An 11,882-nucleotide genomic window follows, 5' to 3' on the forward strand; every position below is an offset into this window, starting at 1 on the left:
TCTCCGACATTCACACCAGACGTCCACACGGAAGGGAAACCGCATTCATGAGCAGCGTCATCGCCGCGCCCGAGGGGTTCATCTGGGGGGCGGCGACCGCCGGTCACCAGATCGAGGGCGGCAACGTCAACACCGGGCACTGGGAGAACGAGTATGCGCCGGGCACGCAGATCCCGGAGCCTTCGGGCGACGCCTGCGATTCGTACCACCGGTATCCCGAAGACATCGCGCTGCTGGCGGATGCGGGCCTCACCGCGTACCGGTTCTCCCTGGAGTGGTCGCGCATCGAACCCGAGGAAGGCGTCGTCTCGCGTGCTCAGCTCGCCCACTACCGGCGGATGATCGACACCTGCCGCGACCACGGCGTCGAGCCCATCGTGACGCTCCACCACTTCACCTTCCCGCGGTGGTGGGACCACTCGGGCGGGTGGTACGCCGAGCAGAGCACGGACAGGTTCCGGCGCTTCACCGAGGTCGCCGCGACGATCCTCCACGATGTGGACCTCGTCGTCACCATCAACGAGCCGAACATGATGGTCAACCAGAGCGAAGCGCGCATCGACACCGAGAACGGGGTGAACTTCCCCGGCCCGTCACCGTTCGTCGCCCGAGCGATCGCCGACGCGCACCACGCCTCGACGGAGGTGCTGCGCGGGGTCGGCGGCATCCGCTCGGGCTGGACCGTGGCGAACCAGGTGTTCCAGGCCGTCCCCGGGTGGGAGACGCAGCGCGACGAGTGGCAGTACTGGCGCGAGGACTTCTTCCTCGAGCAGGCGCGGGGTGACGACTTCATCGGCGTGCAGTCGTACCTCCGCACCATCATCGGACCGACCGACGACGAGTTGGGGTTCGGCCCGCAGCCGTGGCCGGAGGGCACCGAGCGCACGCTCACGGGGTGGGAGTACTACCCCGAGGCGCTCGGCGAGGCCCTTCGCCACACCCGCGAGGTCACCGGCGGCATTCCGATGATCGTCACCGAGAACGGCATGGCGACCACCGACGACGCGCGGCGCATCGATTACACGACGGGTGCGCTGGCGGGGATGGCCGCGGCGATGGCGGAAGGCTGCGACGTGCGCGGGTATCTCCACTGGTCGCTCCTCGACAACTACGAGTGGGGGTCCTTCCGACCGACTTTCGGACTGATCGCGGTGGACCGCGAGACGTTCGCCCGCAGCCCGAAGCCGAGTCTCGCGTGGTTGGGTGGGCTCGCGCAGCGCAACGAGATCCCTACGACGCCTCGGGAGAGCGGCGAAGTCGCGTAATAGACGGGCAGCGGGGCGGTCTCTTCTGTGGGGGATGCGCCGGAGCCCCGGTCCGGCACCCCGGCCGTGGGTCCCGAGCCCGCGGCTACCGGGGGCGCCGGCATTCTCGCGTCGGCCCCCCGGTCAACTCTCCCGCTGCTGTCCCGTATCCGCGACGCAGGCGCTCGGCGCACCGCTCTCGACGTGCAGCCGCAACGCCAATTCCGCCGGAAGAGGTGACACGGAGCGCTCGCGTTCCTATGGTTATGACAGCGGCGTCCGGCTGTGGGAACCGGCGCCGACAGTGCATGCGGTGAAAGGGGGGCTTGCGTGGACAACGAGGCGCGTCCAGTGGAAACTCCGGCCACGGCGTCGGCGACGGCACCGGCGCCTGCCGGCGTGACGCGCAGCACCCTGGTGTGGTTCGGACTGGGATTCGTACTGCTGTCGTTCTTCGCCGCCTTCCTGGGTTCGTGGCTCGCCCGATCAGTCGACACGTCCGAGCCGGCGCCCTCCGCGTCGGTAACTCCGGCACCCGATTACGAGGACGCCCTAGCCGAGATCCTTCCGGCGGGTTCGGCCGTGCGCGCGGGATCCGGCGTGCCGGAAGCCGGCAAAGGCCAGGAGGGGGACGTCTACATCGACATCCTCACCGCCGACGTCTACCTCTTCCAGGACGACTGGACCTTCGTCGGGAACATCCGCCAGTCCGCGGCTGAGAACCTCACCGGCGAGCAGGGGCCGGAAGGCGCGCAGGGCCCGGCGGGACCGCAGGGGGAGCAGGGCGAACAGGGCGAACAGGGCGAACAGGGCGAGCAAGGGCCGACCGGAGCGCCCGGTGCGCCGGGTACCCAGGTGACGCTGGGCACCGCCGCCCCGGACGACGCCGACTGCACCGCCGACGGCGACGTCTTCGTCGATACCGCAGCGGTGCAGTTCTACGAATGCACCGACGGTGCATGGACGCTCTTCGGTCCGACTCCGGAGCCGAGTCCGGAGCCCACGTCGTAGCGCGTCAGCGCCGCGTCGACGCGGTCACGGTGAACTTCGCGTTGCGCGCGATCTGCCGTGTCGGCCCGACCGTGCGCTCGAGCGCCGGACGGTATCGCAGCCCGGAGTTCCACACCGTCCACAGCTCGCCTCCCGGCCGCAGCACGCGAGCGGCCTCGGCGAACATCCGCGGGGCGATGCCCTCGTGCACGGCTGCGCCGGAGTGGAACGGCGGATTGAGCGCGATGAACGAACCGCTGCCGTCGGGCTGCGTGCCGAGCATGTCGTCGCGCACCACCTCGACCCGTTCCTCTACACCGTTCGCGCGTGCCGTCGCGTCGGCCGAGGCGACGGCTGCGGCCGACTGATCGGTCGCCAGCACGTGGAGATCGGGATGCCGCAGCGCGAGTGCCGTCGCGATCACCCCGGTGCCGCACGCCAAGTCGATCACGGCGCCACCCTCGGCGGTGAGACGAGGCAGAGGGTCGGTGCCGGTGACCAGCTGGTCGAGCAGGAACCTCGTGCCGATGTCGATCGTCGCGCCCGCGAAGGCACCGCCGAACGCGCACACCACGATGCCGTCGAGTGTCGCCTGGCGGGGTGCGGGGTCGCCGCCGCCGTGAGGCATGCGCGCCACGAGAACCCGGGACTTCTGCCGCGCGTGGCTGACGTCGAGCCGGCCGAAGCTCTCGCCGAGCACCTCGTTCATCGCGAGGGACATGTGCTTGATGCGCCCGCCGGCGAAGACGACGACCTCGGGTGCCGCGTGGGCGGCGATGAGATCGGCGATATCGCGCAGCGCCTCCAGTGACCGCGGCAGGCGGAGCAGCACGACGCGTGCGCCGCGCACCAGTTCGGGCGAGAGCGGCAGCGACGAGAAGGTGTCTGCGAAACCGAATCGCTCCGCGTTCGCGGCCAGCGCGCGCTCGCCGGTGAGCGGATCCTGGTGGACACGGATGCCGGTGCCGCCGTCCGCCGCCGCTCCGAGCGTGAGAGCGCCGTAGCCGTCGCCGATCACCGCGAGCCCGCCGACCCCGGCTTCGGCGCGCGCGGCCGCCGATTCATCGAGGAGCAGGCGGTCCGCAGCATCCGTCGCCACCAGGTCGGGAGCCTCCACGTCGGGCCATCGGCGCAGTCCGTCGAGTGAGAACGTCACCGTCCCACGGTAGCGGGCAGGCGATCGCGCCCGAGGGCACGGCGAATGCGCCGCGTCGCCCGGCGGCGGGCTAGCATTCAGCACATGCCGGAGCGCCCCTTCAGTCCTGTGATCTCCCTGCTCACGGTCGCGAGCGTCTGGGACGGGCACCTCGGCGCGCAACTGCGCGACCTCGGTCTGACGACCCGCAAGTACGCACTCCTCGCACACATCGAGGCGACGCCCGGCATCTCGTTCAGCGAGCTCTCGCGCCGCTCGCAGATCACGGTGCAGTCGGCGCACACCGCCGTGCAGACGCTGGTGGCGGACGGGCTCGTCGAGGACGCCACGAAGCACGCCGGATCGGCGTCGGACCTGCGTGTCACCTCGCGAGGGAGCGACGTGCTTCAGGCCGCGCAGGAGCGGCTGGCGGCGTTGGACGCCGGCCTCACGGACGCCGCTCCCGCGCTCGCGCGTGCGCTCGAAGGGCTCCACGAGGAGCCACCCCGCGCCGACGGCGAGCCGGCGGTCAGCTGACCTTCAGCCTGACTGAAGTCTTTCAGTTAGGCTGAAGGTGTGTTCCGGAACCCTCACTCCCTTTTCCGCGCCCTGGCGATCGCCGAGGCGATCTCCTGGACCCTGCTCATCGCGGGCCTGGTACTACGCGCCACCACCGGCTGGGCGCTCGGCGTCACGATCGGCGGCGGCATCCACGGATTCGTCTTCCTGTCGTACGGCGCCACGGCGATCCTCGTGGCACTGAACAACCGCTGGCGCGCGTGGCCGACCGTGGTCGCGCTCGTCAGCGCCGTCATCCCGTACGCCACCATCCCGGCCGAACTGTGGCTGCAGCGCAGCGGACGGCTGGCGGCCGCGTGGCGACTCGAGCCGACGGACGACCCGCGCGACCGCACCTGGTACGACCGGCTCATGCGGTGGTTCCTGCGGCGGCCGTGGGTGCTCGCGACGCTCATCGCCGTCGCGCTGGTCGTGCTCTTCGTCGTCCTGCTGATCGTCGGCCCGCCCGGCGGGTGAGGCGGGCGCGTCAACCGCGCTGCGGCAGCTGCTGCAGCGTCCAGGTGTTCCCATCCGGGTCGGGGAACGTCACGAAACGTCCCCACGCCTGCTCGTCGACGCCCTGCGCGTCGACGCCGAGGTCGCGGAGGTGCGCGAGCGCCTCGTCGGCGTCGGGCACGACGACCTGGATCGTGTTCTGGCGGCCGGGCTCGAGGTCTGTGCCGAACCCGGTGCCGAACGCGATCGAGCAGGCTGATCCCGGGGGCGTCATCTGCACGAACCGCAGACCGTCGAACGGTGTCTGGTCGTGATCGGCGTGGAACCCGATCCGCTCGTAGAACTCCTTCGCCCGGTCGACGTCCGTGACGGGCACGAAGATGAGCTCGATCTTCCAGTCCATGGTTCTCTCCTCTGCGATGCGGGTCCCCGGTTCCCGAGGTTACGCCGGGCGGCCGACACGACGGCGCCCTCGCTGTCGGATCCGGAACGCGGGAATACCTCGCCGCGAGACCTGTTGAACTTGACAATGCATGTATCAAGTTCAAAACTTGATGCTCGTTCACTCAAGTTTCAGGAGAGACGGAATGCCCGAAGACTTCACGCCCCAGGCCGGCGACGAGGGGAGCTCCTTCGATGAGTTCCTGGCACGCTATCTCGCGGGAGAGCGCGCGCGTGCCGAGCGATCGATCGACCTGAGCCGCTACCTCGGCGCGCGCACGCAGGAGCTGCTGCAGCGCGCCGGCAAGTACGCGCTCGAGCGCGGTCAGCGTGAGCTCGACGCCCTGCACGTGCTGCGGATCCTGGTCGGCGAAGCTCCGGCCCGGGATGCCGTGCGCCGTGTCGGCGCCGACCCCGACGCCATCTCGCGCGCCACGGAGGAGCGGCTGCCCGCCGCCTCGGCCCCGGCCGACGTCGACGGCGCCGTCGTGACGGCATCGGTCCAGCGCGCGCTGTTCCACGCCTTCCAGGTCGCCCGTTCGTCGGGCTCGACGTACGTCGACCCCGAGCACCTGTTCTTCGCGCTCGTGCTGGCGCAGGACACGCCTGCCGGCCAGGTGCTGGCGCGCGCCGGCGTGACCGCCGAGGCGCTCATGCAGGGCGCGCGCGAGACCGTGACGCCGGACGGTGCTGCCGAGGGGGAGGCGAGGACGGATGCCGCGGCATCCGACACCCCCATGCTCGACGCCTACGGCACCGACCTGACCGCACGCGCCGTGGCCGGCGAACTCGATCCTGTGATCGGACGGGCCGACGAGATCGAGCAGACCATCGAGATCCTGAGCCGTCGCACCAAGAACAACCCGGTGCTCGTCGGCGAGGCCGGCGTCGGCAAGACGGCGATCGTCGAGGGGCTCGCGCAGGCGATCATCGACGGCGGCGTGCCCGAGCAGCTGCTCGGCAAGCGCGTGGTGGCCCTCGACCTGCCCGCCATGCTGGCGGGGACCCGCTACCGCGGCGACTTCGAGGAGCGCCTGACCAAGACGATGGACGAGATCGCCGCCCACAAGGGCGAGCTCATCGTGTTCATCGACGAGGTGCACACGGTCGTGGGCGCCGGTGGCGCCGGTGACGGCGGCATGGACGCCGGCAACATCCTCAAGCCGCGCCTCGCACGCGGCGAGCTGCACCTCGTCGGCGCGACCACGCTCAAGGAGTACCGCGTCGTCGAGAAGGACCCCGCGCTCGAGCGCCGGTTCCAGCCGGTGCGCGTGGGCGAGCCTTCCGTCGAGGACGCCGTGCTCATCCTGCGTGGCCTGAAGCCCGCGTACGAGGAGCACCACGGCATCGTGTACACCGATGACGCGCTCCGTGCCGCGGTCGAGCTCAGCGATCGCTACCTGACCGAGCGCGTACTGCCCGACAAGGCCATCGACCTCATCGACCAGGCCGGTGCCCGCCTGCGCCTGCGCCTCGGCGCGGCCGTCGACGTGAGCGGCCTCATCGAGCGTCTGGCGACGCTCGAGGCCGACAAGAACGCCGCGGTGTCGGCCGAGCACTACGAGGAGGCGTCGCGGATCCGCGACCAGATCTCCGAGGTGCAGGCCAAGCTCGACGAGGCCACCAGCTCGGGCGCCGCTGCCGCGCCCATCGACGCGATCGTCGGCGAGCCCGAGATCGCGGCCGTCATCAGCCGGGCCACCGGCATCCCGGTCAACCGCCTCACCGAGACCGAGCGCGAGCGGCTGGCGTCCCTCGAGGACGAGCTGCACGGCCGTGTGATCGGGCAGGACGACGCGGTCGTCGCGGTCGCGAAGGCCGTGCGCCGCAACCGCACGGGCATGGGCGATGCGCGCCGGCCGGTGGGGTCGTTCCTCTTCCTCGGCCCGACCGGTGTCGGAAAGACCGAGCTGGCCAAGGCGCTCGCCGCGAGCCTGTTCGACGACGACACCGCCGTGATCCGCTTCGACATGAGCGAGTTCGGCGAGCGGCACACGGTGTCGCGTCTGGTCGGCGCCCCTCCGGGATACGTCGGCTACGACGAGGCGGGCCAGCTCACCGAGCGCGTGCGGCGCAACCCCTACTCGATCGTGCTGTTCGACGAGATCGAGAAGGCGCACCCCGACGTGTTCAACCTGCTGCTGCAGGTGCTCGACGACGGCCGCCTGACCGACGGGCAGGGTCGCACTGTCGACTTCCGCAACACCGTGATCGTCATGACCTCGAACCTCGGCTCGGAGTTCCTCGCCTCGCGCGGCGGTGCCATCGGCTTCCTGCCCGACGGGGGAGGGGCGACCGGTTTCGGTTCGGAGAAGGACCTGCGGGATCGCGTGTTCGGCAAGCTCCGCGAGGCGATGCGGCCCGAGTTCCTCAACCGCATCGACGAGATCGTGCTCTTCCGCAAGCTCGACAAGCCGCAGCTCGAGCGCATCGTGCGACTGCTCCTCGGCGCGTCCGAGGCCCGGCTGGCCAAGCGCGAGGTGGACTTCGTCGTCACCGACGGCGCCGTCGCCTGGCTCGCCGAGCACGGGTACGAGCCCGAGTACGGGGCCCGGCCGCTGCGTCGCCTGATCCAGCGCGAGGTGGACGACCGCATCGCGGACCTTTTCGTGACCGGTGCGCTGGTCGACGGCGGTGCCGTGACGGTGGACGCCGTGGGCGACGAGCTGTCGGTGGCCGCCGGGGCGTCGTTCCCTCTCGCCGCGTGAGCTGATCACACCCTCCACGAGAGGCGCCGTGCCTGCGGGCCGGCGCCTCTCGTCGTCGAGCGCGACGGCTGCGGTGCCGCGTCAGGCTCGCAGCATCCGTTTCAGCGTGATGGCATTGCGCACCGCGTTGCCCTCGCCGTCGTTGTTGAAGTATGCGTGCACCTCGTGTCCGGCGCCCTCCCATTCGCGGATGCGCTCGGCCCACCAGGCGAGGTCGTCGTCGGAGTACGAGCCGCCGTAGAGGTGCTCGGGGTCGGGACCGTGCAGTCGCACGTAGACGAGGGGAGCGGTCGCGCGCAGCACGCAGGGCAGCCGGGCCCCGCTCATGACGCAGTAGGCCGCGCCGTGGCGCTCGAGCATCGCGAACACGGCGTCATCCACCCACGAAGGATGCCGGAACTCGATCGCCGGCCGCGTCCATTCCGGCAGCGCCGCGAGGAAGTGCTCCAGGCGCGCGTCGTCGCGCTCCATCCCCGGGTGCAGCTGGACGATGAGCGGCCCCCGCCGCCCGCGGAGCTCGTGGAGCCCGCGGGTGACACGCGAGATCCAGACCTCCGGCTCGCGGAGCCGCCGTGCGTGGGTCAGTCCGCGAGGGGCCTTGACCGCCATCTCGAAGCCCTCCGGGAGCCGATCACGCCACGCGGCGAATCTCGCGTCGGCCGGCCACCGGTAGAAGCTGCCGTTGAGCTCGACCGCATCGAACTCGGCGGTGTACTCCGAGAGCCACTGGCTCTGGGGCCGGTGGTAGAGCACACCCCGCCAATGCGGGTAGACCCAGCCCGACGTCCCGATGCGCGCCATTCCTCCAGCCTGCGGCGCACGGGCGGCGTGCGGGACGGGGTTGCATCGGCGGGCGCGCCGCGATAGCCGGCCGTGGCCGTGGCGCTGGCGGCGGGGTCGCGGTGTCGACGTGCGCCAGTCGGCGACCGCTGACAGAGTGGGGGACATGACCCGCATCGGTGCGATCTTCAACCCCTACACCCACGCTCCTGACGAGTTCCGCGACGCGGTGCTCGCTGCCGAGTCGTCCGGCCTGCCGGAACTGTGGATCTGGGAGGACTGCTTCCGGCAGTCCGCGTTCGCGACGGTCGGTGCGGCGCTCGCCTGGACGGAGGCCCTCCGGATCGGGATCGGCATCGCGCCCATGCCGCTGCGCAACGTCGCGGCGACCGCCATGGAGCTCGCCACGGTGGAGCGACTCTTCCCGGGGAGGCTCCTGCCGGGCGTCGGGCACGGGGTGCTGGACTGGATGGGCGAGGTCGGCGCTCGGGTCGCGTCGCCTCTGACGCTGATGCGCGAGTACGTGCCGGCGCTGCGGAGCCTGCTGGCCGGCGACGAGGTCACGGCGGCGGGGCGGTACGTCACGCTCGAGGGCGTGCGCCTCGACTACGCACCACCCACGCCTCCGCTCGTCTATGCGGCGGCCGAGGGTCCCAAGACACTCCGGCTGAGCGGCGAGGTGGCCGACGGCACGGTGCTCGACAGCGGCCACACGGCGGAGGAGTACGCGATCGCGACGGCATCGATCCGCGAGGCGCGCGAACTCGCCGGCCGCGGCGGCGATCACGACGTGGTCGCCTACGTCGTGACGGCGTTCGGCGCGGATGCCGAGGCCCGCGCGATCGCGGATGTCGGCGACAAGCCCGACCCGGACCAGCGCGCGCTGTGGGGCGACCCCGCCCAGGTCGCCGCCGGCGCGCGGCGGTTCTTCGATGCCGGTGTGGACGACCTCGTGCTGCTGCCCTCCTCGCGCGGCGACATCGCCGAGTTCTACCGGGCGGCCGCCGAGGTCGCCCGCCTGGTCGGACGGGACGCCGCATGACCGCGCAGCTGTCACTCGGGATCGCTGCGGCGGCCGGCCACGAGCTCGCCCGGCGGGTCGCGCCCGCTGCAGAGGCGGCCGGCTTCCACGGCCTCTGGGTGAACGACACTCCGGGTCAGGACGCGCTCGCCGTTCTCGCCGCCGCGGCAGCCGTCACCGAGCGCCTCGTGCTCGCGACCGGCGTGCTCCCCGTCGACCGGCGCACACCCGACGAGATCGCGGCCGAAGCGTCCGGTCTGCCCGCCGGCCGGCTGGTGCTCGGCATCGGGTCGGGACAGGTGCGCACCGGTGCGGTGGAGCTGGTGACGGATGCCGCGACCGCGCTGCGTCGGCGCACCGGCGCCCGCGTCGTGGTCGGCGCGCTCGGCCCGCGGATGCGGCGCGCCGGGGCCACGGCATCCGACGGACTCCTCCTGAGCTGGCTGACGCCCGACGTCGCCGCGGAACAAGCTGCCCAGGCGCACGCGATCGCGCCTTCGGCTCACGTCGCGCTGTACGTGCGCACCGCCGCGGACGCCGCTGGGGTCGCCCCGCTCGACGAGGAAGCGGCTCGCTACGCGGGATACCCGGCGTACGCCGCCAACTTCGCCCGCCTCGGCCTGGACGTCGCCGACACCGTGATCCGTCCGGCCGATCTCGGGGGCCGGATCGCCGCCTACCGCGCCGGCGTCGACGAGGTCGTCCTGCGGGCGATCACGCCGACGGGCAGTGCGGAGGACCACCTGCGGTTCATCGACGCCGTCGCGAGGGCTACCGCATGATGCGGATCGTCGGTCGCTGGGCCCTCGCGGCACTCCTCGTCGTGGCGGGCGCCTCGCATCTGACCTGGGGCCGCCGCGGCTACCGCATCGTCGTGCCGGATTGGGCGACCCGGCTGCTCCACACGGACAAAGACGCGATCGTGCTCGCCTCGGGCGTCGTCGAGCTGATGCTCGGCGGGGCGCTCGTGGCGCTCCCCGCCGAACAGCGCCGCATCGGCTGGGGCGTGGCGGCGTTCTTCGTGGCGGTCTTCCCCGGCAACGTCCACCAGTGGCGCACCGGTCGTCCGGCTCCGATGCTCGCAACCGACCGGGCGCGCTTCGTCCGGCTGCTGCTGCAGCCGCTGCTCGTGGCGTGGGCGCTCTGGAGCACCGCCGCCCCGGCGGGACGACGCGGATGAGCCGACCGCTCGCCGTCATCGGGGGAGCGTCGGGGTTCGTGGGCCGCGCGCTCGTGCGCGCGTTCACCGACGACGGCTACGACGTGCGCACCATCGGCCGCGCGGACGCCGATGCGCAGTGGACCGACGCCGACGACATCCTCACCCTCGTCGACGGTGCCGCGGTCGTGGTCAACCTCGCGGGCAGATCGGTGAACTGCCGGTACACCGACGCGAACCGCGACGAGATCCTGAGCTCACGCGTCGAGACGACTCGGGTGCTGCATCGTGCCATCGCCGCGGCAGCGACGCCTCCGCCGCTGTGGCTCAACGCCAGCACGGCGACGATCTACCGCTACGCGCTCGACCGGCCTCAGACCGAGCGCGACGGCGAACTCGGCGCCGGCTTCTCGGTCGACGTCGCGCGCGCGTGGGAGGACGAATTCTTCGCGGGCGACCTCCCGTCCACACGGCGCGTCGCGCTGCGCATGGCGATCGTCCTGGGCGACGGCCCCGCCACGCGCACGCTGGTGCGGCTGGCGCGCCTCGGGCTCGGCGGAACCCAGTACGACGGCTGGTGGTTCCCGCATCGGCGCTATCGCGGAATCGGCCCGCATCCCACGGGCGACGGCCGCCCGCCCTGGCACCGATCCGGCGGCCGGCAGCGATTCAGCTGGATCCACCTCGACGACGTCGTCGGAGCGGTGCGATTCGTGCGAGACGACCCCGGAATGTCCGGGCCGGTGAACCTCGCGGCGCCGGGCACCTCCGACAACCGCGAGCTCATGGCGACGCTCCGCCGTCTCGTCGGCGCCCCGATCGGTCTGCCCGCCTGGCGCTTCATGCTCGAACCCGCGATGTGGGCGCTGCGCACCGAGCCGGAGCTCGTGCTCAAGAGCAGATGGGCCATTCCCGAGGCGCTGACAGCGGCGGGCTACGTGTTCGCGTACCCCCAGCTGGAGCCGGCTCTGGATGACGTCGTCGCAGCGCTCGGCCGGCGGCCGAGCTGAGACCGCGCAGCGCCACCGTGTCGGGGCCGGATGGGAGAATGCGGGCATGCTGCTCCACGAGCTCGTGACGGCGACGGATGCCGTGGCCTCGACGACATCGCGACTGGCCAAGGTCGCCGCCCTGTCGGACGCCCTGCGCCTGCTCGATCCCGACGAGATCGGTCCGGCGATCGGTTTCCTGACCGCCAGCCCTCGGCAGGGTCGCCTCGGCGTCGGGTGGCGGAGCCTCTCGAACCTCACCGTGACGCACGCCGACGCACCGACGCTCACCGTCGGCGATGTCGATGCGGCGCTCGATCGCCTCGCGGGGGCGGAGGGCACGGGGTCGGTGGCCGCCCGCGGCGCGGCGCTCGAGACGCTCGCCCGGTCGGCGACGGCGG

General features: G+C 71.8%; 12 protein-coding genes and 1 pseudogene. 10 read left to right on the forward strand and 3 right to left on the reverse strand.

The annotated features are described in order from the left end of the window. Positions 1-47: 47 nt before the first annotated feature. Together ACI3KY_RS14220 and ACI3KY_RS14225 are read left to right on the forward strand one after the other, a co-directional pair. Positions 48-1,265: a glycoside hydrolase family 1 protein gene (locus ACI3KY_RS14220; RefSeq protein WP_404930812.1), complete on the forward strand. Its 1,218-nt coding sequence runs from the start codon at positions 48-50 to the stop codon at positions 1,263-1,265. A 378-nt stretch (positions 1,266-1,643) separates the two neighbouring features. Further along, the gene (locus ACI3KY_RS14225; RefSeq protein WP_404930813.1) at positions 1,644-2,255 is read left to right on the forward strand and encodes a hypothetical protein; all 612 of its coding nucleotides are present in this window, start codon (positions 1,644-1,646) and stop codon (positions 2,253-2,255) included. A gap of 4 nt (positions 2,256-2,259) precedes the next feature. Here ACI3KY_RS14225 and ACI3KY_RS14230 read toward each other — a convergent pair whose 3' ends face one another. After that, positions 2,260-3,390 carry a class I SAM-dependent methyltransferase gene (locus ACI3KY_RS14230; RefSeq protein ID WP_404930814.1) on the reverse strand — a complete coding sequence of 377 codons (1,131 nt, stop codon included), beginning with the start codon at positions 3,388-3,390 and terminating at the stop codon, positions 2,260-2,262. Between the two features lie 84 nt (positions 3,391-3,474). On the opposite strand from ACI3KY_RS14230, the gene ACI3KY_RS14235 reads away from it, so the two are divergent. Both ACI3KY_RS14235 and ACI3KY_RS14240 read left to right on the forward strand, forming a co-directional pair. Then, the gene (locus ACI3KY_RS14235; protein WP_404930815.1) at positions 3,475-3,906 is read left to right on the forward strand and encodes a MarR family winged helix-turn-helix transcriptional regulator; all 432 of its coding nucleotides are present in this window, start codon (positions 3,475-3,477) and stop codon (positions 3,904-3,906) included. Positions 3,907-3,945: 39 nt separating this feature from the next. Further along, positions 3,946-4,404 (forward strand): DUF3817 domain-containing protein, encoded by a 459-nt coding sequence (locus ACI3KY_RS14240; protein WP_404930816.1) that lies wholly within the window; start codon positions 3,946-3,948, stop codon positions 4,402-4,404. 10 nt (positions 4,405-4,414) lie between these two features. Here the strand turns inward: ACI3KY_RS14240 and ACI3KY_RS14245 are convergent, their stop codons facing one another. Beyond that, the gene (locus tag ACI3KY_RS14245) at positions 4,415-4,786 is read right to left on the reverse strand and encodes a GNAT family N-acetyltransferase (RefSeq protein WP_404930817.1); all 372 of its coding nucleotides are present in this window, start codon (positions 4,784-4,786) and stop codon (positions 4,415-4,417) included. Between the two features lie 184 nt (positions 4,787-4,970). On the opposite strand from ACI3KY_RS14245, the gene ACI3KY_RS14250 reads away from it, so the two are divergent. Continuing rightward, a complete protein-coding gene (locus ACI3KY_RS14250) occupies positions 4,971-7,532 on the forward strand; it encodes an ATP-dependent Clp protease ATP-binding subunit (protein WP_404930818.1) in 2,562 nt (853 codons plus the stop codon). A gap of 81 nt (positions 7,533-7,613) precedes the next feature. Here the strand turns inward: ACI3KY_RS14250 and ACI3KY_RS14255 are convergent, their stop codons facing one another. Then, positions 7,614-8,333, reverse strand: coding sequence for a DUF72 domain-containing protein (locus ACI3KY_RS14255; protein ID WP_404930819.1), 720 nt, complete (start codon positions 8,331-8,333; stop codon positions 7,614-7,616). 145 nt (positions 8,334-8,478) lie between these two features. On the opposite strand from ACI3KY_RS14255, the gene ACI3KY_RS14260 reads away from it, so the two are divergent. From ACI3KY_RS14260 to ACI3KY_RS14280, 5 genes and pseudogenes are all read left to right on the forward strand, one after another. Further along, positions 8,479-9,354 (forward strand): LLM class flavin-dependent oxidoreductase, encoded by an 876-nt coding sequence (locus ACI3KY_RS14260; RefSeq protein WP_404930820.1) that lies wholly within the window; start codon positions 8,479-8,481, stop codon positions 9,352-9,354. Continuing rightward, positions 9,351-10,115 carry an LLM class flavin-dependent oxidoreductase gene (locus ACI3KY_RS14265; RefSeq protein ID WP_404930821.1) on the forward strand — a complete coding sequence of 255 codons (765 nt, stop codon included), beginning with the start codon at positions 9,351-9,353 and terminating at the stop codon, positions 10,113-10,115. The genes ACI3KY_RS14260 and ACI3KY_RS14265 overlap by 4 nt, the downstream gene beginning before the upstream one ends. After that, positions 10,115-10,513 carry a hypothetical protein gene (locus ACI3KY_RS14270; RefSeq protein WP_404930823.1) on the forward strand — a complete coding sequence of 133 codons (399 nt, stop codon included), beginning with the start codon at positions 10,115-10,117 and terminating at the stop codon, positions 10,511-10,513. Before ACI3KY_RS14265 ends, ACI3KY_RS14270 begins: the two co-directional genes overlap by 1 nt. Beyond that, positions 10,510-11,502, forward strand: a complete 993-nt coding sequence (locus ACI3KY_RS14275; RefSeq protein WP_404930822.1) for an epimerase — start codon at positions 10,510-10,512, stop codon at positions 11,500-11,502. The genes ACI3KY_RS14270 and ACI3KY_RS14275 overlap by 4 nt, the downstream gene beginning before the upstream one ends. 46 nt (positions 11,503-11,548) lie before the next feature. Beyond that, positions 11,549-11,882, forward strand: a pseudogene (locus ACI3KY_RS14280) (ATP-dependent DNA ligase); the annotation flags it as partial.

Origin of the sequence: Microbacterium sp. ZW T2_14 (genome assembly GCF_044987405.1) — a bacterium.
Classification (GTDB): Bacteria; Actinomycetota; Actinomycetes; order Actinomycetales; family Microbacteriaceae; genus Microbacterium.

Excerpts from the sequence above, each read along its gene's own strand:
- ACI3KY_RS14220 (WP_404930812.1), top strand. The coding sequence starts at position 48 with ATGAGCAGCGTCATCGCCGCGCCCGAGGGGTTCATCTGGGGGGCGGCG.
- ACI3KY_RS14235 (WP_404930815.1), top strand. The coding sequence starts at position 3,475 with ATGCCGGAGCGCCCCTTCAGTCCTGTGATCTCCCTGCTCACGGTCGCG.
- ACI3KY_RS14245 (WP_404930817.1), bottom strand. The coding sequence starts at position 4,786 with ATGGACTGGAAGATCGAGCTCATCTTCGTGCCCGTCACGGACGTCGAC.
- ACI3KY_RS14250 (WP_404930818.1), top strand. The coding sequence starts at position 4,971 with ATGCCCGAAGACTTCACGCCCCAGGCCGGCGACGAGGGGAGCTCCTTC.
- ACI3KY_RS14255 (WP_404930819.1), bottom strand. The coding sequence starts at position 8,333 with ATGGCGCGCATCGGGACGTCGGGCTGGGTCTACCCGCATTGGCGGGGT.
- ACI3KY_RS14260 (WP_404930820.1), top strand. The coding sequence starts at position 8,479 with ATGACCCGCATCGGTGCGATCTTCAACCCCTACACCCACGCTCCTGAC.
- ACI3KY_RS14265 (WP_404930821.1), top strand. The coding sequence starts at position 9,351 with ATGACCGCGCAGCTGTCACTCGGGATCGCTGCGGCGGCCGGCCACGAG.
- ACI3KY_RS14270 (WP_404930823.1), top strand. The coding sequence starts at position 10,115 with ATGCGGATCGTCGGTCGCTGGGCCCTCGCGGCACTCCTCGTCGTGGCG.
- ACI3KY_RS14275 (WP_404930822.1), top strand. The coding sequence starts at position 10,510 with ATGAGCCGACCGCTCGCCGTCATCGGGGGAGCGTCGGGGTTCGTGGGC.